Here is a 19,848-nt window from a genome sequence, read left to right as displayed (position 1 = left end):
GTGATGTTAATTTGACATTAATGTGTCATCGGCTAATGGGCCGTTACGAAGTGGCGCCCTGATTCAGGCGCGGACGCGGGTGACTTTCTCGACGCCGTTGAGGATGCGGATGCGCTTGATGATGCGGGCAAGGTGCACGCGGTTGCGGACGGACAGGTTCAGGCTGATCACCGCATGCTGCGGTCCCTTTTCCTGCATGCTGATGTTGTCGATGTTGGCTTCGTTGGCGGTCACTTCACGGGCAATTTCGGCCAGCATGCCGCGCTGGTTGGCCAGTTCAATGCGCAGTTCGCTGGGGAATTCGCGGTCGATGGCCCCGGCCCATTGCAGCGGCATGCACTTGTCCGGGTTGTCGCGCAGTTCCGCCACCAGGTTGTGGCAGTTGTCGCGGTGGATGACGATGCCCTTGCCGGCGCTGAGGTGGCCGATGATGCTGTCGCCCGGCAAGGGACGGCAGCAGCGCGCGTAGGACACCACCAGGCCTTCGGTGCCGGAAATGGCCAGATGCCGCGCGCCGGGGCGACTGAGCTCGCGTGCGCCTTCCGGCAACAGCCGTCGCGCCACCAGTTGCGGCGCGCGGTTGCCCAGGCCGATATCTTCCAGCAGATCGTCTAGGCAGGTGAAGCCCAGTTCGGCCACCACGTGGGCCACGGTGGCGGCGGGAATGGCGGCGATCTTTTCACCATAGGCCGACAGGGACTTGTCGAGCAGGCGGCGTCCCAGCTCCAGCGATTGCGACTGCTGCTGGTCTTTCAGGTAATTGCGGATGTTCGCCCTCGCCTTGCTGGTAATCACAAAATTGAGCCAGTGCGGGTTCGGCATCGCGCCGGGGGCGGTGATCACCTCGACGGTTTGCCCGGTCAGCAAGGCCAGGCTGAGCGGCGCCAGACGGCCGTCGACGCGGGCGGCGATGCAACCGTTGCCGACATCGCTGTGCACGGCATAGGCGAAGTCGACGGCGGTGGAGCCCTTGGGCAGCGTCAGGATGCGACCCTGCGGCGTGAAGACGTAGACCTCGTCCGGGAACAAGTCGATCTTGACGTTCTCGATGAATTCCAGTGAATTGCCCGCGCTCTTCTGCAATTCCAGCAGCGACTTCATCCATTCGCGGGCGCGGGCCTGCGAGGTATTGCCGGTATTGTCCTTGTACAGCCAGTGCGCGGCGACGCCGTTGTTGGCCATCGACTCCATCGCCTCGGTGCGGATCTGGATCTCGATCGGCACGCCGCGCTGGCCTTTCAGGACCGTGTGCAGCGACTGGTAGCCGTTGGCCTTGGGAATGGCGATGTAGTCCTTGAACTTGCCGGGAATGGGCTTGTACAGGTTGTGCATGATGCCCAGCGCCCGGTAGCAGGCGTCCACCGATTCCACGACAACGCGAAAGCCGTAGACATCCATGATTTCCGCGAAGGATTTCTGTTTTTCCTTCATTTTCATGTAGATGCTGAACATGTGCTTTTCACGGCCCAGCACGCGGGCGGGCAGGCCTTCTTGCTTCAGGCGCTGTTCCAGCGTCTGGCGGATGGTTTCCAGCATATCCTTGCGGTTGCCGCGCGCCACGCCCACCGCCTTGCGGATCAGCGGCGCGCGCATCGGGAACAGCGCTTCGAAGCACAGGTCTTCCAGCTCAACGCGCACCTGATTCATGCCCAGGCGGTTGGCCAGCGGCGCATAGATGTCCAGCGTTTCCTGGGCGATGCGGCGGCGCTTCTCCGGGGCTAGCACGTCCAGCGTGCGCATGTTGTGCAGGCGGTCGGCCAGCTTGACGATGATCACCCGGATATCCTGGGTCATCGCCAGCATCATCTTGCGCAGGTTTTCGGCCTGGGCTTCGGCCTTGGACTGGGTGCGAACCTTCGCCAGCTTGGTGACGCCGTCCACCAGTTCGGCCACATCCTGGCCGAAACGCGCCGCCAGTTCTTCCTTGGAAATGCCGGTATCCTCAATGACGTCATGCAGCAGCGCGGCCATCAGGCTTTGATGGTCCATGTGCATGTGTCCGAGAATGTCGGCGACGGCGAGGGGATGGGTGATGTACGGGTCGCCGTTGCGGCGGAACTGCCCTTCGTGGGCGGCTTTGGAGAAGAGGTATGCGGACTCGACCTCGGCAATCTGCTCCGGCTTCAGGTAGGTCGCGAGGTATTCGCAGAAGCCTGCGAGTCCGGCACTCATCGGAGGAGTCCCCGGCAGGAGAGCGGGGCAGCCGTCACCGGCTGCCGTCCGTCTCAGAAGGCGTTGTCCAGATTGCCCAGACCCATGCCCAGGTTGATGTCCAGAGCGACGTCGTCTTCCGGCTCTTCTTCCTTGGCGTGCAGGATGGAGCGGTCAACCAGACCAGCGGCGATTTCACGCAGCGCCATCACGGTGGGCTTGTCATTGTCCCAGGCCAGCAGGGCTTCCTTGTTGCCCGTGGACAGCTGGCGGGCGCGACGGGCGGCGACCAGCACCAGTTCAAAACGGTTTTCGACTGCACCCAGGCAGTCATCGACGGTAACGCGAGCCATTGAAAAATCTCACCAGCAACAGGGAAAACCTTGAATATACGCAATTTTCAGACCGACAACAAGCTTTGCAGCCGGTCAAGGTGACGGATGGCTTGCAGCTTCTGGCGGTGGCGGGCGGCGCGAACCACGGCCTTCAGGTCGTCCAGCGCGGTGTCAAAGTCGTCGTTGATGACCAGGTAGTCGAATTCGACGTAATGGCTGATGTCTTCCAGCGCCCCGGCCAGCCGGCGGTCGATGACTTCGTCGCTGTCCTGACCCCGGTTTTGCAGGCGCTGGCGCAGCGCATCACGGCTGGGCGGCACGATGAACACGGTCAGCACGTCCGGAAACTGGCGGCGTACTTGCTGGGCGCCCTGCCAGTCGATTTCCAGGATCACGTCGCGGTCGGCGGCCAGCGCCTTTTCGACGTTGGCGCGCGCGGTGCCGTAATAGTTGCCGAAGACCTCGGCATGTTCCAGGAAGCCGCCTTCACCCACGCGCTGCATGAACTCCTCGACGCTGACGAAGTGGTAGTGCACGCCATCCAGCTCACCGGGGCGCGGTTTGCGGGTGGTGTGCGATACCGACACCTCGACGCAGTCAGTGTTTTCCAGCAAGGCGGTGACGAGGGAGGTCTTGCCGGTCCCGGAGGCGGCGGAGATGACAAACAGGGTTCCGGACATGATGGTCTTCAGTAACAGGTGGATGGGGAAGCGGGCAGGGCGCTATTGAACCATATCGGCGGCCGGGACGGCAGCCGCTTCATTCAATGTTCTGCACCTGTTCGCGCATCTGCTCGATCAATACCTTCAGTTCCACTGACGATTGCGAACTGTCGGCGCTGACCGATTTTGCGCCCAGCGTATTGGCCTCGCGGTTCAGTTCCTGCAACAGGAAATCCAGCTTGCGGCCGACCGCGCCGCCCTGCGCCAGCACCCGGCGCACTTCGCGTCCGTGCGCCCGCAGCCGGTCCAGCTCCTCGGCCACGTCGATTTTCTGCGCGAAAATCACCATTTCCTGTTCCAGGCGTTCCGCGTTCAGTTCGCCGCGCACTTCAGCCAGTCGGTCCAGCAGCCGCTGGCGGAAATGGCTGATGATGCCGGGCAGGCGTTCGGCGGCGCGGGCGCATTCCGCCTCGACCGCATCCAGCCGGGTAGCAATCAGCCCGGCCAGCACGTCGCCCTCGCGTCGGCGCATGGCGGTGAAATCGTCCAGCGCGCGGTCGAACAGCGTCAGCGCGGCGGTGGCCAGGGCCTGCATGTCCGGTTCCCGTGCCATGATCACGCCCGGCATGCGCAGGATATCGGCGGCGTTGAGGGGGGCGGTATGGCGGGCCAGCTTGTCGATCTCGGCGGCGGCGTTCACCAGCTGCGCCGCCAGCGCGTGATTGATGTGGATGGTCGACGCCGCTGCCTCGGCGGGTTCGTGACGGAGCCACACATCCACCTTGCCGCGTTGCAGCTTTGCCCGCAGCCGTTCGCGCAGCGGTATTTCCAGGTCGCGGAGGCTGTCCGCCAGCCGCAGCGACGGCTCCAGATAGCGGTGGTTCACCGAGCGGATTTCGCAGACCAGCAGGCCGAAATCGCCGCGGGTTTCCTGCCGTGCAAAGGCGGTCATGCTGCTAATCATGCAAACTCCGGATCAGACGATACAGTTCTCCGCCGATTGTAGCCGCAAGCCGGTATAATTGCCGCGTTTTGACTATTCCTATACATGTTCCGAGGACCACCATGCCGAATCTCAAAGACGCCCTGTCGACCGCCATTTCCGACCAGGGCTTCCGTCGCAGCGCCGGACGCGCCGCCGACGAACTGCGCCAGATCCGCTTCACCCGCCACTACACCAAGCACGCCGAAGGCTCGGTGCTGGTGGAATTCGGCGATACGCGGGTGCTGTGCACGGCCAGTGTCGAGAATTCGGTGCCGCGCTTCCTGAAGGGCAAGGGCGAAGGCTGGATCACGGCGGAATACAGCATGCTGCCCCGCGCCACCCATACCCGCAACGACCGCGAGGCCTCGCGCGGCAAGCAGGGCGGCCGTACCCTGGAAATCCAGCGCCTGATCGGCCGCAGCCTGCGCGCCATGGTCGACCTGAAAAAACTGGGTGAAAACACCATCACCATCGACTGCGACGTGCTGCAGGCCGACGGCGGCACCCGCACCGCCGCGATTACCGGCGGCGCCGTGGCGCTGGTCGATGCCTTCAGCCACATGCTGAAGCGCAAGACCATCAAGCAGGACCCGCTGAAGCATCTGGTCGCCGCCGTTTCGGTGGGCATCGTCAAGGGCGTGCCGGTGCTGGATCTGGATTACGAGGAAGACTCCGGCTGCGATACCGACATGAACGTGGTGATGACCCAGTTGGGCGGCTTCGTCGAGATGCAGGGCACGGCGGAAGGCAAGTCTTTCAGCCGCCAGGAAGCCGACAGCATGCTGATCCTGGCCGAGCAGGGCATCCAGGCACTGATCGCCAAACAGCAGGAGGCGCTGGGCTGGTAAGAGCGGTCGAAAAGAGGACGGCGTTAACGGAATAAGAACGTTCGTCCTCTAATTATGCCGTTTTATCGGACGAATGGTGTTGCTGATGCAAGTTCTTCTTGCTTGATGCGCCTGAATTAAGTATGTCTATCGCTCAGTTATGAGATGTAATCTTTTAAGAAGTGTATATAATTTGTTCGTGATTGCTGTCGGGCTTTAACGCAAAAGCCGGATTGACCATCAGGGATCGAGAGACAACGATTCACATGCAAGACGACAAGAAAAAAGCCGGCGCCGATGAGGTGCTGGACATAATGGTGCTAACAAGCATAGGGGGAAACTCAGGGTTAGCATCACCTCTGGTGAAGCGCTTGCTTGCGCTGTTTCGCCAGGAAGCTTCCAAACTGGTTCACGGGATTGAATACGCACTGACCACTGAAGATCAGGAGGCGTTGCTGCGCCAATCACATACGCTGAAGTCCTCTTCCGCGTCGATCGGCGCACAACGGCTGTCGCAGGTGGCCAGACATATTGAACAATTTGCACGACAGTCGGAGCTGGCGGAAGTCGGCGCCCTGACCGGTGATTTGCGCATGGAATTTGCCCGCCTTCTGGTGGCGCTGGATGCGATCGAATCACAGCTGGCAACAGTGTCCACGGATCAGCACTGATGTCGGCATCGGCAATCTGGAACCCTGTAATGACCACCAAAATTCTGATTATTGATGATGACCCCATAACACGCCTGCTCGCGGCCGAGAAGCTGACCGAGGAGAATTTCCGCGTGTTTGAAGCGGCCAACGGTCAGCAGGGGTTGTCCCTGATCCAGCAGGTCAAGCCTGACCTGGTGCTGCTGGACGTGATCATGCCGGACATGGACGGTTACGAGGTCTGCAAGGAAATCCGCCGTAACCCGCTGCTGGCCAGCCTGCCGGTGATCATGCTGACCGGCCTGGAAGACACCGCCTCCATCGTCCGCGCCTATGACTACGGCGCCACCGACTTCGTCACCAAGCCGATCAACTGGACCCTGCTGGTCTACCGCATTCATTACATCCTGCGCGCCAGCCGCATTCACGACCAGCTGGCCCATAGCGAATCCAGCCTGGCCAACGCCCAGCGCCTGGCGCATCTGGGCAGCTGGGAATGGTGGCCGGAAAAAGACACGACCCGTCGCACCAGCGAGTATTACCGTATTGTCGGCGTGCGCCGCGACGTGCTGGAAACCTCCATGTACTCGGTGCTGGAGCATGTGCACGAGGAAGACCGCCAGATATTGCGCGACGCCCTGCTGGGAGCGGCCAAGGGTACGGCCTACCAGCTGCAGTTCCGCATCATTGCCGGCAACTCCGGCATGCGCGTGCTGCACGAGCAGACCCAGGTCTTCTACCATCCTGACGGCAGCATCGACCGCATCGAAGGCATCACCCAGGACATTACCGAGCTGGTCGCCGCGCAACAGCGCATCCGCAACCTGGCCTATTACGACTCGCTGACCGGCCTGGCCAACCGCCAGCTGTTCCGCGAACTGCTGCAGCACGAGCTGCTGCGCGCCCGCCGCAACAACAAGCAATGCGCGCTGCTGTTCATCGACCTCGACCGCTTCAAGCGCATCAACGACACCCTGGGCCACGACAAGGGCGACATGGTGCTGCAGGCCATCGCCAGCCGCATCAACACTTGCGTGCGCAGCACCGACCTGATCGCCATCAGCCAGGGCCAGAACGACATGGTTGCCCGTCTGGGCGGCGACGAATTCACCATCGTGCTGACCGACATCAGCCAGCCGGAAGACGCCGCCCAGGTGGCGCAGCGGCTGCTGGAAGTCATTTCCCAGCCGATCACCGTCGGCAAGCAGGAAATCATCGTCTCGGCCAGTATCGGCATTGCCGTGGCTCCGGAAGACGGCGGCGATGTCGAGCAGTTGCTGAAGAACGCCGACCTGGCGATGTACGCCGTCAAGGACAAGGGCCGCAACAGCTACCATTTCTTCGATTCGACGATGAACGAGACGGTGCTGAACAAGTTTGCCCTGGAAAACGACCTGCGCAAGGCGATCGAACAGGATCAGCTGGAGCTGTACTTCCAGCCCAAGGTCAATCCGCTGACCCACGAGCTGGTGGGTGCGGAAGTGCTGTTGCGCTGGAAGCATCCCGAGCGCGGCATGATTTCACCCGCCATCTTCATCCCGGTGGCGGAAGAGTCAGGTTACATTGTCGAGCTGGGGCAGTGGGTGCTGAAGCAGGCGTGCATCATCAACAGCGGCTGGCAGAGCCAGGGCATGCCTATCGTGCCGCTGGCGATCAACATGTCCTCCGCCAATTTCCGGCATCCCGACCTGCTGGCGGGCGTGCAGCGCAGCCTGGACGAATCGAAGCTGCTGCCCAGTTTCCTGGTGCTGGAGCTGACCGAAGGCATCCTGATGCAGGATATCAGTTCCACGATTGATACCCTGCAGGCGCTGAAGACGATGGGTGTGTCGCTGTCGGTGGATGATTTCGGGACGGGTTATTCCTCGCTGCACTACCTGAAGCGTTTCCCGATTGACGAGCTGAAGATCGACCGGTCGTTCGTGCAGGACATCGTGACTGACCCGAACGATGCAGCGATTACGGCGGCGATCATCGGTCTGGCGCAGAACCTGAAGCTGAGCGTGGTAGCCGAGGGTGTCGAAACCACCGAACAGGCGGATTTCCTGTTGCAGCGCGGTTGCATCACCATGCAGGGGTTCCTGTTTGCGCGGCCGATGCCGAAGGGCGAGTTCGAGCGTTTCATGATGCAGAGCTTGCAGATGGCGCAGCAGCACAAGGGTGTGTTCATGGTGGATCAGTAATCGGATCCATCACCATGAAAAAGGGCGCTGTCAGCGCCCTTTTTCATGCCTGGCGTTTACGCCTGCTTCTCCGCCACCGCCACGGTATACACCTTCCCCTGTTTCAGCTTGTCGTAGTTGCCGAACACTTCCTTGAAGGTACGCGCAATGAACTCGCGCAGGCCGTTGATCGTCACCACGTAGAATTTCCCGCCCGGCTTCAGGTGCGCCAGCGCGTCGTACAGATACAGGTAATGCTGCTCGTTGCCTACCTTGGCGGGCAGGTTGGACAGGATGATGTCGAACTTGCGGTCGCCGACCTGGTTGAAGCCGTTGCTCAGGAACACCTCGGTGTTCTTCAGGCCGTTGGCCTCGCAGTTCTTGCGGGCGTAATCCACCGCCACGAAGTCCTTGTCCAGCAGCACCGAGGTGCCTTGCGGGCACTTCTTCGCCATCACCATGCCCAGCACGCCGTAGCCGCAACCCACGTCCAGGCAGTCGGCGTCGGGCTTGAAGTCGACATGTTCCAGCAGCAGGCGCGAGCCTTCATCCACCGCTTTCGGCGAGAAGATGCCCCAGGTGGAACGGAAGGTGTAGTCGTCGCCGAGCACGTTTTCGGAGAAGACAATGTCCTGCCGCCAGCGGGCGAGGGTGGCGGCGTCAACGGTGGTTTTGCTCATGAAGATCCTTACTGGGCGGGCTGGACCGGGGTCGCCCGCATGTCGTGGTAGGCGGCCTCGGAATCGGCCATTTGCTTTTTGCCATTTTCGACCAGTTTCCGGCCTTCCTCAATCAGCGAAGTGCCTTTTTCCTGGTTTTTCTTGGCCTCGTCGATCAGGTCCTGGCCCTTGCTGATCATTTTCTCACCCTTGGCGACGTCGGCTTGCCCGGATTTCCATTGCTTCGAAATGGACTTGGCCTGGTCGCTGCGGGCGGCCAGCTGGTCGCCGAAGGTGGGTTCGGGGCTTGAGGCGCAACCGCTCAGGACAGCGGCGGTCAGGGTCAGGATGGCGAGTCTGCTGTTCATGGTGTTCTCCTTGATGAAAGCGGGCGACGGTTCCGTGTCCGGTCCTTGCCGTAAACGGCGGTCGTCCTGCTTGACGCTAGCAAAGCCCCGTCCGGTCAACAAGTGGTCAGTCTGTGATTCAGTCCGCGTAGTCGATGATCAGCGGCGCATGGTCGGAAAAGCGCTGGTCGCGGTAGACGCTGGCGGCGCGCAGGCGTCCGGCCAGGTCGGGAGAAATCACCTGATAGTCAATCCGCCACCCGACGTTGTTGTCCCAGGCGCGGCCCCGGTTCGACCACCAGGTGTATTCGGCCTGGTCGGGCGCCAGCAGCGTGCGGTGGGCGTCCACATAGCCGACGTCGCCGAACAGCGTGTCCAGCCAGGCGCGCTCGTGCGGTAGGAAGCCGGAGTTTTTCTGGTTGCCGCGCCAGTTCTTCAGGTCGACCTGCTTGTGGGCGATGTTCCAGTCGCCGCAGACCACCAGTTGCCGGTTTTCCGCCCGCCACTGGCGCATGCGCGGCAGGAACTCACCCAGGAACACATCCTTGCGCGCCTGCGCCTCCTCGGAAGCGGAGCCGGAGGGCAGGTACAGCGAGGCCACGGTCAGTTCGCCGTACTGCGCCTCGATCCAGCGGCCTTCGCTGTCGCACAGCGCGAAGCCCAGCCCGCGCGCCACACGGTCGGGCTTTTGCCGGGAATAGATGGCGGTGCCGGCGTAGCCGGGGCGTTCGGCGGGGAAGAATTCGCAGTGCCAGCCGTGCGGCTGGTGCGCGGCCTCGATCTGGTGGGGCAGGATGCGGGTCTCCTGCAGGCAGGCGATGTCCGTGCCGCTCTGGTCCAGCCATTCGAAAAAGCCCTTGCTGCTGGCCGAGCGCAGGCCGTTGACGTTGACGGAAATAATTCGCATGGCTGTATCCCCTTCAAGAAGGCGGCTATGATAACCGTTCCGATCCCCAGCCCTGAAGGAAATCATCATGCTTGAGTATCAGCGCCTGTTCATCAAGCTGGCCATGCACCGCGAAGTGTTGCGCTTCGGCTCCTTTACCCTGAAGTCAGGGCGGGTCAGCCCCTATTTCTTCAACGCCGGGCTGTTTCGTGACGGCATGTCGATCTCGGCGCTGGGCCATTGCTACGCCGAGGCCATCCAGCGTTCCGGGCTGGAATACGATGTCATTTTCGGACCGGCCTATAAGGGCATTCCCATCGCCATCGCCGCGTCGATGCAGTTGAATGACCGTTTCAACATCAACAAGCCGTGGTGTTTCAACCGCAAGGAAGCCAAGGATCACGGCGAGGGTGGGTCGCTGGTGGGTTCGCCGCTGGAAGGCCGTCGCGTGCTGATCCTGGATGATGTGATCACTGCCGGAACGGCGATCGGCGAAGTCATGCACATTCTGGCCGAGCAGCGGGCCAAGGCGGCGGGCATTATCGTGGCGCTGGATCGGCAGGAGCGCGGTGCGGGAGAGTTGTCCGCTATTCAGGAGGTCTACTCCAAGTTCAATGTGCCGGTGTACAGCATCATCAAGCTGGATCATGTGACCGAGTACCTGCGCGAGCATGGCGGCCAGGATGAAACCATCAAGCTGATCCACGCCTATCAGGCGCGTTACGGTTCCAAGGACCGTAACGACTGGTACGCGGACGGAGCCTGATCCATGACCGTCAACCTGCTGGTGGTGATGGATGACATTTCCCGGATCAAGATCAAGAAGGATTCCAGCATCGCCATGCTGTGGGCAGCGGCCCGCCGGGGCTGGACGCTGTGGTATGCGGAGCAGGACGACCTGTACGTGCGTGACGGCGCTGCGTTCGGTCGCCTGAAGCCCTTGCAGGTGTTCGAATCGGCGGAGCGCTGGTACGAATTCGGCGAGGCGGCGGACAAGCCGCTGGCCGACATGCAGGTGATCCTGATGCGCAAGGATCCGCCCTTCGACATGCGCTTCATCTACACCACCTACATCCTGGAACGGGCTGAGGAAGCCGGGGTGCTGGTAGTGAACAAGCCGCAGTCGCTGCGCGACTGCAACGAGAAATTCTTCGCCACCTTCTTTCCGCACTGCATGGCGCCGACGCTGGTGGCTTCGGACATGGCGCGCATCCGCGCCTTTGTCGCCGAGCACGGCGATGTCATCGTCAAGCCGATGGACGGCATGGGCGGCACCGGCATCTTCCGCTTGCAGCAGGGCGGACTGAACATCGGCGCGACGCTGGAAACGCTGACGATGAACGGCACGCTGCCGATCATGGCGCAACGCTTCATTCCCGAGATCGTCAGGGGTGACAAGCGCATCCTGCTGATTGACGGCGAGCCGGTGCCGTACTGCCTGGCGCGGGTGCCGCCGGAAGGGGAAACGCGCGGCAACCTGGCGGCGGGCGGCAGCGGCGTGCCGCAATTGCTGTCGCCACGCGATTACTGGCTGGCGGCGCAGGTCGGGCCGGAACTCCGTCGGCGCGGCCTGCTTTTCGTGGGGCTGGATGTTATCGGCGATTACATCACCGAGGTCAATGTCACCAGCCCGACCTGCATCCGCGAAATTGACGCCCGCTTCGGCTTCGGCATCGCCGACCGGTTGATGGCGGCGATCGACCAGAAACTGGCGCAAGCATCCGCCTGACAGGACACTCCATGTATCAACATACCCGAATTGATGGTTCCGTGATCGACCTGCCGGTCGGCAAGGCGGTTTGTGTCGGCCGCAACTATGCCGCCCACGCCCGCGAACTGGGCAACGCCGTGCCGGACGCACCGATCCTGTTCCTGAAGCCGCGCACCGCCATCGTGCCGCTGTCGCCGTCCTTCGCCATCCCGGCCGGGCGTGGCAGTTGCCATCATGAAACCGAGATTGCGGTGCTGATCGGTCACACGGCGAAAGGCCTGACTGTGGAAGCCGTGCCGGGCGTGATTGCCGGTTACGGCCTGGCGCTGGATCTGACGCTGCGCGACCTGCAGAACGAGCTGAAGAAACAGGGCTATCCCTGGGAAGTGGCGAAGGCCTTTGACGGCGCCTGCCCCTTGTCGCCCTTCCTCTCGCCGGAAGCCTTCGGGGCGGTGGAAACGGCCGGACTGGCGCTGTCGGTGAACGGCGCGCCGCGCCAGAACGGGCTGACGCGCGACATGATGACTGGAATTTACGAACTGGTCGCCTACATCAGCCACATTTTCACGCTGGAACCTGGTGACGTGGTGCTGACCGGAACCCCGGAAGGCGTCGCGGCGCTGGCGTCCGGGGATGTACTGGAGTTGACCTTGCTGAACCGGGGCCAGCCGCTGGCGGTATTTTCGACCCGCGTGGCCTGAGCCTGACGGGCGTCCGCGTGACGCCCGTTGCCTGTTTGACCTTTCCCGCCGAACCATTCGTCGCCTTGTCGGCAAGTATCAATCCAAGCTGCCGAGCATTGCTCATTATTCCGCCGCATAAACGTACAAGAACAACGTGCATCGCGGAGCTTTCCCTCATGAAAAAACTTGCCGTCCTTACCGGCCTGCTGCTGGCCGCCACCCAAGGCTGGGCCGATTCTTCCTGGCCGCTGTCGCAGGGCATGGAGCTGCAATACGATACGCCCGTCAACCGGCTGCAGGTTCTGGGCGCGCACAATGCCTGGAACGACTCCGACGCCACCTGGGCCAACCAGCGCTGGGCGCTGGACAAGTTGATGGACAACGGCGTACGCAATATCGACCTCGATGTCCATGTCGATGATGGCGTGGTCAAACTGTGCCACAGCGAATGCAACCAGATTTACAGCGCCGAGGACAGCTACCCGGGCGAATTGCAGAAGATTGCCAACTGGCTGGCCGCGCATCCCAAGGAAATCATTTTCCTGGACCTGGAAGACCGCGTTGGTAACCAGGCGATGGTGGAAGGGCCGCTGTACAGCATTTTCGGCAGCCTGCTCTACAAACCGTCCGACAAACCCGCCAACCGTTGGGAAACCCCGCGCGAAATGGTCGCCAAGGGCAAGCGCCTGATCGTCAAGGGCGCGAACAACACCTATGACGGCAGCCTGATCTGGGACGGCCGCATTTTCGCCACCGGTGCGGCGGGTGGCTGGAATTCGCGGCCGGTGAAGTACTTTGATACGAATGCCTGCACGCTGGACGGGACGCCCCTGTCGCTGGGCAGCATTTACGCCATTTCCGACAGCAAGCTGGGCAAGGACCTGTTGCCCGATGAATGGGTCGACAATACCGGCACCATCGACAGCAGCAACATTCCCCGATTGCTGGCCTGCGGCGTCAGCAATATCGATGCCGACCGCTGGGATGACACCATGACCGGCGCGGCGGTCTGGAGCTGGGGCGGCGGCGAGCCGAACAATGCCGGTTCCGGCGGCGAGAACTGTGCCGAGCGCCGTTCCGACGGTCGCTGGAACGATGTCAGCTGCGGCAATATCCGCCGCTTCGCCTGCCAGAACGTCGCCAACGCCGATGACTGGCGGCTGACCTCGGGCAGCGGTGCGTGGGATCAGGGCCGCGCCCAGTGCGCCAGCGAGTTCCCGGGCTACCGTTTTGCCGTTCCTGCCAACGCCTACCAGAACGAACGCCTGAAGGCGGTCAGCAGCGGCCAGACGGTGTGGCTGAACCTGTCCGACAAGGCGCGTGAAGGCAAGTGGGAAGCCTACTACGCCGCCAACACCGGCTGGTCTTCCGGCAACTACGCCGCCAACCAGGTGGTGTACCAGACGCTGTACATTCCCGGCGCCAGCGCCGTGACCGTGACTGTTTCCGGCGGTCTGGACGGTATCGGCGACAGCCTGCAGGTCTTCAACGGCAGCCGCCAGCTGCAACGCACGCTGACCGGCACCAATGTCGCCACCACCTTCACCGTCAATGACAACAGCGTCATCCTGCGCCTCAGCAGCGATGCCGCGGTGTCGGGCAATGTCTCGGTGCAAATCCAGAGCACGACGTTGAACGAAGTGCCGGTGTGGCGCTCGCTGGTAAACGGCAAGGGCAAGTGCCTGGACCTGGAAGACCGCAGCACCGCCAACGGCGCCATCGTCCATCACTGGAGCTGCCACGGCGCCGACAGCCAGAAGTGGTGGCAGGACGCGCAGGGCCGCATCCACAGCAAGGCCAATCCCAACCGTTGCATCGATGTTTCCGGTGCGGGCACCGCGAACGGCACCAAGATTGTGCTCTGGGATTGCCACGGCGGCGCGAACCAGGTCTGGCTGCGCGGCGCGGGCAACTCGCTGCGCCCGGCGCATGCTCCGTCCAAGGCGATGGACATCAAGGATGCGTGGTGGGGAGCTTTCGACGGTCAGGATACCCATCTCTGGGACGGCCAGAACAGCTGGGGGCAAAGCTGGTCCTGGCAATAAGCCGGAGGACGGGCGGCGTGAAGCCGCCCGTCAGCTGAAAACAAAAAGGCCGCTGATTCAGCGGCCTTTTTGTTTGGGAGGAAGGATTGAAGGATTACAGCCCGGCGTCAGTGCGCAGCGCCTCGGCCTTGTCGGTCTTTTCCCAAGTGAAGGTGGTGAAGGTGTCGTCACCGACGGTCACGGTTTCCGGCGCGCGGCCGAAGTGGCCGTAGGCGGCGGTGCGGCGGTACATCGGGTGCAGCAGGTCCAGCATCTTGGTGATCGCGTAGGGACGCAGGTCGAAGTGGCGGCGCACCAGTTCGATGATCTTGTCGTCGCTGATCTTGCCGGTGCCGAAGGTGTTGATCGAGATCGAGGTCGGCAGCGCCACGCCGATGGCGTAGGACACCTGGATTTCGCAGCGGTCGGCCAGACCGGCGGCGACGATGTTCTTCGCCACGTAACGACCGGCATAGGCGGCCGAGCGGTCCACCTTCGAGGGATCCTTGCCGGAGAACGCGCCGCCGCCGTGACGGGCCATGCCGCCATAGCTGTCGACGATGATCTTGCGGCCGGTCAGGCCGCAGTCGCCCACCGGGCCGCCGATGACGAACTGGCCGGTCGGGTTGATGTGGAACTGCGTCCCGGCATGCAGCCATTCGGCGGGCAGCACGTGCTTGATCACCAGTTCCATCACGGCCTCGCGCAGATCCTTGTAGGCGATCTCGGGATTGTGCTGGGTGGACAGCACCACGGCGTCAATCGCCACCGGCTTGCCGTTTTCATAACGGAAGGTGACCTGCGACTTGGCGTCCGGACGCAGCCACGGCAGCAGGCCGGTCTTGCGCGCTTCGGCCTGGCGCTCCACCAGACGGTGGGCGTAGCAGATCGGCGCGGGCATCAGCACGTCGGTGTCGTTGCTGGCGTAGCCGAACATCAGGCCCTGGTCGCCGGCGCCCTGATCTTCCGAGCGGGCGCGGTCCACGCCCTGGGCGATATCCACCGATTGCTTGCCGATGATGTTGATGATGCCGCAGGTGGAGCCGTCAAAGCCGACGGTGGAGGAGTTGTAGCCGATGTCGTTGATGACGCCGCGCACCAGGTCTTCCAGATCGACCCAGGCGCTGGTGGTGATTTCGCCGGAGACGATGGCGACGCCGGTCTTGACCATGGTTTCACAGGCGACGCGGGCATATTTGTCCTTGGCGATGATGGCGTCGAGGACGGCATCGGAAATCTGGTCGGCGATCTTGTCCGGATGGCCTTCGGAGACGGATTCGCTGGTGAATACGCTGTAGTCGCTCATGGGGGAAACCTGTGGGAAGCTAGGGGCTGATCGAACCGGCAAAGATAAGGTTTTCAGCCGGGAAGGGCAAGGGAACAGCGAATTCTCGGGGATTTTCTCCGATAATTGCATTTGCCCCTCCACCCCAATTCGGCGACAATTGCGCCTTTCCTCCGAAAGCCCGCTCTGGAGTCTTTTATGACCGCTGCCGCCCTCCCTGAACGTCGTCTCGCCAATGCGATCCGCGCCCTGGCCATGGATGCCGTCCAACAAGCCAATTCCGGTCATCCCGGCGCCCCGATGGGCATGGCGGACATTGCGGAAGTGCTGTGGCGCGGCGTGATGCGGTACAACCCGGCCAATCCCGGCTGGACCAACCGCGACCGCTTCGTGCTCTCCAACGGCCACGGCTCCATGCTGCAGTACGCGCTGCTGCACCTCAGCGGCTTCGACCTCTCGATCGATGACCTCAAGCAGTTCCGCCAGTTGCACAGCAAGACCCCCGGCCACCCCGAATACGGCTATACCCCCGGTGTCGAAACCACCACCGGCCCGCTGGGGCAGGGCATCGCCAATGCCGTCGGCATGGCGCTGGCCGAGAAGACGCTGGCCGCGCAGTTCAACCGCGAAGGCTATCCGGTCATCGACCACTTCACCTACTGCTTCCTCGGTGACGGCTGCCTGATGGAAGGTATCTCGCACGAAGTCTGCTCGCTGGCAGGTACCCTCAAGCTGGGCAAACTGGTCGCCTTCTACGATGACAACGGCATCTCCATCGACGGTGAAGTGGAAGGCTGGTTCACTGACAACACCGTGCAACGCTTCCAGGCCTACAACTGGCAGGTGATCGGCCCCATCGACGGCCATGACAGCGAGGCCGTGCGCAGCGCCATCATCCAGGCCCATGCCGACAGCCAGCGCCCGACGCTGATCATCTGCAAGACCGTGATCGGCTGCGGTTCGCCGAACAAGCAGGGCAAGGAAGACTGCCACGGCGCGCCGCTGGGCGCCGCCGAAATCGCCCTGACCCGCGAAGCCATGGGCTGGGAACACGGCCCCTTCGAAATCCCCGAGGACATCTACGAAGCCTGGGACAACCGCGCCCGCGGCGAAGCGCTGGAACAGACCTGGTCGGCGCTGTACAACGCCTACCGCAAGGCGCATCCCGAACTGGCCGAGGAGCTGGATCGCCGCCTGAAGGGCCGGTTGCCCGCGTCCTTCGACCTGCAGGCCAACGCCTACATCCAAGAAGTGGCCGCCAAGGGTGAAACCATCGCTTCCCGCAAGGCCTCGCAGAACGCCCTGAATGCCTTCGGCCCGCTGCTGCCGGAACTGCTGGGCGGCTCCGCCGACCTCGCCGGCTCCAACCTGACGCTGTGGAGGGGCTGCCACGGCATCCAGGAAAACGCCGCAGGCAACTACGTGTTCTACGGCGTGCGCGAATTCGGCATGAGCGGCATCATGAACGGCGTCGCCCTGCACGGCGGCTTCATTCCCTACGGCGCCACTTTCCTGATCTTCATGGAATACGCGCGCAACGCCGTGCGCATGAGCGCCCTGATGAAGCAGCGCGTCATCCAGGTCTACACCCACGACTCCATCGGTCTGGGCGAAGACGGTCCGACGCACCAGCCGGTCGAACAGCTGGCCAGCCTGCGCGGCACGCCGAACATGTCGGTGTGGCGTCCGGCCGACGCCGTTGAGTCCGCCGTAGCCTGGAAGGCCGCCATCCAGCGCGCCGACGGCCCGACCTGTCTGGTCTTCTCCCGCCAGAACCTGCCGCATCTGGAGCGCGACGCGCTGCAGGTGGAAAACATCGGCAAGGGCGGCTACGTGCTGTCGCCGGAAACCGGCGTGCTGGAAGCGATCATCATCGCCACCGGCTCCGAAATCGATCTGGCGATGCAGGCGCAAAAGGCGCTGACCGCCCAGGGCAAGGGCGTGCGCGTGGTATCGCTGCCGTCCGTGGATACGTTCATGGCCCAGGATGTCGCCTACCGCGAGAAGGTGCTGCCGTCGCAGGTGCGCGCCCGCGTCGTGGTGGAAGCCAGCCATGCCGACTACTGGTACAAGTTCGCCGGTCTGGACGGCAAGGTGATCGGCATGACCAGCTTCGGCGAATCGGCTCCGATCAAGGACCTGTACAAGCATTTCGGCATTACAGTGGAAGCGGTGGTGCAGGCCGTGCAGGACGTTATTGCCTAAATGACCGCTGTCCGTCCGCTCCGCGTCGCCATCAACGGCTACGGCCGCATCGGCCGCAACGTGGTGCGGGCATGGCTGGAGCGCGGCTGTCCGGACAGCCTGCAATTCGTCGCCATCAATGATCTGGGCGACGCGGCGACACTGGCGCACCTGACTCGTTACGACAGCACGCACGGCCGTCTGCACGGCGCGGCGGAACTGGATGGCGACGAGCTGGTGCTGGCGGCCAAAGGCTGCGAGTGCCCGCACCGCATCCGGCTGTTCAGTGAAGCGGAGCCGGAACATTTGCCGTGGGCTGAGCTGAACGTGGATGTCGTGCTGGAATGCACCGGCCAGTTCCGCGCCCGCGACGAGGCCGCCCGGCACCTGCGCGCCGGAGCAGGCAAGGTCATCATTGGCGCCGCGCCGTTTGACGAAGTGGATGCCACGGTCGTCTATGGCGTCAACCACCACACGGTGCGCGCCGAAGACCGGGTGTTGTCCAGCGTGTCCTGCACCACCCACGCGCTGGTGCCGCTGGTGCAGATCCTTGACGAGGCCTTCGGGCTGGAGTCGGCGCTGATGACGGAAATCCATGCCGTCACCACCGACCAGATGGTCCTGGACCGGACGCACCGGGACTGGCGGCGCGGGCGGGCGGCGGGGCACAACGTCATTCCCACCACGTCCAGCAGTATCGGGGCGTTGAAGCGGGTGCTGCCGCACATGGCGGGTCGTGTCGATGGCTATTCGATCCGTGTGCCGACGCTGAATGTCGCGGCCATCGACCTGAATTTCGTCACCCGCGAGCCGGTGACGGTGGACATGATCAACGTCCTGTTCCGCGACCATGCGGCGGGCAGCTACGGGGAAATCCTCGGGTATTGCGACGAGTGGCTGGTGTCCAGCGACTTCAACCACCTGCCGCAATCGCTGTTTTTTGACGCCACCGAAACCCGGGTGGTGGGTCGTCAGGCGAAAGTCCTGGCGTGGTATGACAATGAATGGGGTTACGCCAACCGCCTGCTCGACCTCTGCGGCGTTCTGGCGAAGTTGGCAATTAACTAATTTTAAGGAGTGATTCATGTCTGTCTTGAAAATGGCCGATCTCGACCTGAGCGGCAAGCGTGTCCTGATTCGTGAAGACCTGAACGTCCCGGTCAAGGACGGCAAGATCAGCAGTGACGCCCGCATCGTCGCCTCGCTGCCCACCATCCGCCTGGCGCTGGAAAAGGGTGCGGCGGTGATGGTCTGCTCGCACCTCGGTCGCCCCACGGAAGGCGAGTTCTCCGCCGAAAACTCGTTGCAGCCGGTGGCGGATTACCTGAGCGAAGCGCTGGGCCGTCCGGTGCCGCTGGTCGGCAACTATGTCGACGGTTTCAGCCTGCAGCCGGGCGAGGTCGTGCTGTTCGAGAATGTCCGCTTCAACAAGGGCGAGAAGAAGAACAACGACGAGCTGGCGCAAAAATACGCTGCCCTGTGTGATGTGTTCGTGATGGACGCCTTCGGCACCGCTCACCGCGCCGAAGCTTCCACCCACGGCGTCGCCAAGTTCGCGCCGGTCGCCTGCGCCGGTCCGCTGCTGGCCGCCGAGCTGGAAGCGCTGGGCAAGGCCCTCGACAATCCCGCCGCGCCGATGATCGCGGTCGTCGCCGGTTCCAAGGTTTCCACCAAGCTGGACGTGCTGAAGTCGCTGTCCGATGTCTGTGACCAGTTGATCGTCGGCGGCGGCATCGCCAACACCTTCCTGGCTGCCGCCGGGTATAAGGTGGGCAAGTCGCTGTACGAGGCCGACATGATCGAAACCGCCAAGGAAATCGCCCGCAGCGTCAGCGTGCCGCTGCCGGATGACGTGGTCGTCGCCAAGGCCTTCGCCGCCGATGCCCCGGCCACCATTAAGGCGTTGAAGGAAGTGGAGGATGACGACATGATCCTCGACATCGGCCCGCTGACCGCCGCCCGCTTCGCCAACTTCATCAAGTCCGCCAAGACCATCCTCTGGAACGGTCCGGTCGGCGTCTTCGAATTCGACCAGTTCGGTGAAGGCACCAAGACCCTGGCCAAGGCCATCGCCAACAGCCCCGGCTTCTCCATCGCCGGTGGCGGCGACACCCTGGCGGCCATCGACAAGTACGGCGTTGCCGACCAGATTTCCTACATTTCCACCGGCGGCGGTGCGTTCCTCGAATTCGTGGAAGGCAAGACCCTGCCCGCCGTGGAAGCGCTGCAGCAGGCGGCGAAGCGCCACACCCTGTAATTTTCCGGACCGGCGGCAACGAGGCCGCCGGTCACCCTGA

At 62.9% G+C, this 19,848-nt stretch carries 18 protein-coding genes; 10 read left to right on the top strand and 8 right to left on the bottom strand.

Translation table 11 applies throughout. The annotated features are described in order from the left end of the window. Positions 1-63: 63 nt before the first annotated feature. The 4 genes from spoT to EV700_RS02950 form a co-directional block, all read right to left on the bottom strand. A complete protein-coding gene (gene spoT / locus EV700_RS02965) occupies positions 64-2,172 on the bottom strand; it encodes a bifunctional GTP diphosphokinase/guanosine-3',5'-bis pyrophosphate 3'-pyrophosphohydrolase (RefSeq protein WP_130410854.1) in 2,109 nt (702 codons plus the stop codon). 53 nt (positions 2,173-2,225) lie between these two features. Then, positions 2,226-2,504 carry a DNA-directed RNA polymerase subunit omega gene (gene rpoZ, locus EV700_RS02960; protein WP_130410853.1) on the bottom strand — a complete coding sequence of 93 codons (279 nt, stop codon included), beginning with the start codon at positions 2,502-2,504 and terminating at the stop codon, positions 2,226-2,228. Positions 2,505-2,551: 47 nt separating this feature from the next. Beyond that, positions 2,552-3,166, bottom strand: a complete 615-nt coding sequence (gene gmk / locus EV700_RS02955) for a guanylate kinase (RefSeq protein WP_130410852.1) — start codon at positions 3,164-3,166, stop codon at positions 2,552-2,554. Between the two features lie 79 nt (positions 3,167-3,245). Next, on the bottom strand, positions 3,246-4,112 hold the full coding sequence (locus EV700_RS02950; RefSeq protein ID WP_130410851.1) for a YicC/YloC family endoribonuclease: 867 nt from the start codon (positions 4,110-4,112) through the stop codon (positions 3,246-3,248). 101 nt (positions 4,113-4,213) lie between these two features. Between EV700_RS02950 and rph the strand changes: the two genes are divergently transcribed. The 3 genes from rph to EV700_RS02935 all read left to right on the top strand — a co-directional run bounded on the left by rph (position 4,214) and on the right by EV700_RS02935 (position 7,793). Further along, positions 4,214-4,981 carry a ribonuclease PH gene (gene rph, locus EV700_RS02945; protein WP_130410850.1) on the top strand — a complete coding sequence of 256 codons (768 nt, stop codon included), beginning with the start codon at positions 4,214-4,216 and terminating at the stop codon, positions 4,979-4,981. A 245-nt stretch (positions 4,982-5,226) separates the two neighbouring features. Next, a complete protein-coding gene (locus EV700_RS02940; protein WP_130410849.1) occupies positions 5,227-5,631 on the top strand; it encodes an Hpt domain-containing protein in 405 nt (134 codons plus the stop codon). Positions 5,632-5,660: 29 nt separating this feature from the next. Then, positions 5,661-7,793 carry a two-component system response regulator gene (locus EV700_RS02935; protein ID WP_207224557.1) on the top strand — a complete coding sequence of 711 codons (2,133 nt, stop codon included), beginning with the start codon at positions 5,661-5,663 and terminating at the stop codon, positions 7,791-7,793. A gap of 56 nt (positions 7,794-7,849) precedes the next feature. On the opposite strand, the gene EV700_RS02930 is transcribed toward EV700_RS02935, so the two are convergent. From EV700_RS02930 to EV700_RS02920, 3 genes are all read right to left on the bottom strand, one after another. Continuing rightward, entirely contained in the window at positions 7,850-8,452 is a 603-nt protein-coding gene (locus EV700_RS02930; RefSeq protein WP_130410848.1) for a class I SAM-dependent methyltransferase, read from the bottom strand. 8 nt (positions 8,453-8,460) lie between these two features. Then, positions 8,461-8,799: a hypothetical protein gene (locus EV700_RS02925; protein WP_130410847.1), complete on the bottom strand. Its 339-nt coding sequence runs from the start codon at positions 8,797-8,799 to the stop codon at positions 8,461-8,463. 118 nt (positions 8,800-8,917) lie between these two features. Continuing rightward, complete coding sequence (locus EV700_RS02920; protein ID WP_130410846.1) at positions 8,918-9,685, bottom strand: exodeoxyribonuclease III; 768 nt, start codon at positions 9,683-9,685, stop codon at positions 8,918-8,920. Positions 9,686-9,752: 67 nt separating this feature from the next. Here EV700_RS02920 and pyrE point away from each other — a divergent pair, with 67 nt between their 5' ends. From pyrE to EV700_RS02900, 4 genes are all read left to right on the top strand, one after another. Continuing rightward, positions 9,753-10,430, top strand: coding sequence for an orotate phosphoribosyltransferase (gene pyrE, locus EV700_RS02915; protein ID WP_130410845.1), 678 nt, complete (start codon positions 9,753-9,755; stop codon positions 10,428-10,430). Positions 10,431-10,433: 3 nt separating this feature from the next. Next, the gene (gene gshB / locus EV700_RS02910; RefSeq protein ID WP_130410844.1) at positions 10,434-11,393 is read left to right on the top strand and encodes a glutathione synthase; all 960 of its coding nucleotides are present in this window, start codon (positions 10,434-10,436) and stop codon (positions 11,391-11,393) included. Positions 11,394-11,404: 11 nt separating this feature from the next. Further along, on the top strand, positions 11,405-12,076 hold the full coding sequence (locus EV700_RS02905) for a fumarylacetoacetate hydrolase family protein (protein WP_130410843.1): 672 nt from the start codon (positions 11,405-11,407) through the stop codon (positions 12,074-12,076). 158 nt (positions 12,077-12,234) lie between these two features. Continuing rightward, positions 12,235-14,103 carry an RICIN domain-containing protein gene (locus EV700_RS02900; RefSeq protein ID WP_207224556.1) on the top strand — a complete coding sequence of 623 codons (1,869 nt, stop codon included), beginning with the start codon at positions 12,235-12,237 and terminating at the stop codon, positions 14,101-14,103. 94 nt (positions 14,104-14,197) lie between these two features. On the opposite strand, the gene metK is transcribed toward EV700_RS02900, so the two are convergent. Then, positions 14,198-15,388: a methionine adenosyltransferase gene (gene metK, locus EV700_RS02895; protein WP_130410842.1), complete on the bottom strand. Its 1,191-nt coding sequence runs from the start codon at positions 15,386-15,388 to the stop codon at positions 14,198-14,200. Between the two features lie 177 nt (positions 15,389-15,565). Between metK and tkt the strand changes: the two genes are divergently transcribed. Genes tkt through EV700_RS02880 form a run of 3 tightly spaced genes read left to right on the top strand, consistent with a single transcriptional unit; the run spans position 15,566 to position 19,808 of the window. Then, entirely contained in the window at positions 15,566-17,572 is a 2,007-nt protein-coding gene (gene tkt / locus EV700_RS02890; RefSeq protein WP_130410841.1) for a transketolase, read from the top strand. Then, a complete protein-coding gene (locus tag EV700_RS02885) occupies positions 17,573-18,619 on the top strand; it encodes a type I glyceraldehyde-3-phosphate dehydrogenase (RefSeq protein ID WP_130410840.1) in 1,047 nt (348 codons plus the stop codon). A gap of 16 nt (positions 18,620-18,635) precedes the next feature. Beyond that, positions 18,636-19,808, top strand: coding sequence for a phosphoglycerate kinase (locus EV700_RS02880; protein WP_130410839.1), 1,173 nt, complete (start codon positions 18,636-18,638; stop codon positions 19,806-19,808). Positions 19,809-19,848 lie beyond the last annotated feature (40 nt).

It is taken from the genome of Fluviicoccus keumensis, from assembly GCF_004217445.1.
GTDB classification, from domain to species: domain Bacteria; phylum Pseudomonadota; class Gammaproteobacteria; order Pseudomonadales; family Moraxellaceae; genus Fluviicoccus; species Fluviicoccus keumensis.
Note: the sequence above shows the minus strand (reverse complement) of the source record. Positions and strands in the feature narration are given on the sequence as shown.

Bases quoted from the DNA above. Each gene is read 5' to 3' on its own strand.
- rpoZ (WP_130410853.1), bottom strand. From the start codon at position 2,504: ATGGCTCGCGTTACCGTCGATGACTGCCTGGGTGCAGTCGAAAACCGT.
- gshB (WP_130410844.1), top strand. From the start codon at position 10,434: ATGACCGTCAACCTGCTGGTGGTGATGGATGACATTTCCCGGATCAAG.
- EV700_RS02930 (WP_130410848.1), bottom strand. From the start codon at position 8,452: ATGAGCAAAACCACCGTTGACGCCGCCACCCTCGCCCGCTGGCGGCAG.
- EV700_RS02940 (WP_130410849.1), top strand. From the start codon at position 5,227: ATGCAAGACGACAAGAAAAAAGCCGGCGCCGATGAGGTGCTGGACATA.
- gmk (WP_130410852.1), bottom strand. From the start codon at position 3,166: ATGTCCGGAACCCTGTTTGTCATCTCCGCCGCCTCCGGGACCGGCAAG.
- spoT (WP_130410854.1), bottom strand. From the start codon at position 2,172: ATGAGTGCCGGACTCGCAGGCTTCTGCGAATACCTCGCGACCTACCTG.
- EV700_RS02880 (WP_130410839.1), top strand. From the start codon at position 18,636: ATGTCTGTCTTGAAAATGGCCGATCTCGACCTGAGCGGCAAGCGTGTC.
- EV700_RS02885 (WP_130410840.1), top strand. From the start codon at position 17,573: ATGACCGCTGTCCGTCCGCTCCGCGTCGCCATCAACGGCTACGGCCGC.
- rph (WP_130410850.1), top strand. From the start codon at position 4,214: ATGCCGAATCTCAAAGACGCCCTGTCGACCGCCATTTCCGACCAGGGC.
- metK (WP_130410842.1), bottom strand. From the start codon at position 15,388: ATGAGCGACTACAGCGTATTCACCAGCGAATCCGTCTCCGAAGGCCAT.
- pyrE (WP_130410845.1), top strand. From the start codon at position 9,753: ATGCTTGAGTATCAGCGCCTGTTCATCAAGCTGGCCATGCACCGCGAA.
- EV700_RS02950 (WP_130410851.1), bottom strand. From the start codon at position 4,112: ATGATTAGCAGCATGACCGCCTTTGCACGGCAGGAAACCCGCGGCGAT.
- EV700_RS02925 (WP_130410847.1), bottom strand. From the start codon at position 8,799: ATGAACAGCAGACTCGCCATCCTGACCCTGACCGCCGCTGTCCTGAGC.
- EV700_RS02935 (WP_207224557.1), top strand. From the start codon at position 5,661: ATGACCACCAAAATTCTGATTATTGATGATGACCCCATAACACGCCTG.
- EV700_RS02900 (WP_207224556.1), top strand. From the start codon at position 12,235: ATGAAAAAACTTGCCGTCCTTACCGGCCTGCTGCTGGCCGCCACCCAA.
- EV700_RS02920 (WP_130410846.1), bottom strand. From the start codon at position 9,685: ATGCGAATTATTTCCGTCAACGTCAACGGCCTGCGCTCGGCCAGCAGC.
- tkt (WP_130410841.1), top strand. From the start codon at position 15,566: ATGACCGCTGCCGCCCTCCCTGAACGTCGTCTCGCCAATGCGATCCGC.
- EV700_RS02905 (WP_130410843.1), top strand. From the start codon at position 11,405: ATGTATCAACATACCCGAATTGATGGTTCCGTGATCGACCTGCCGGTC.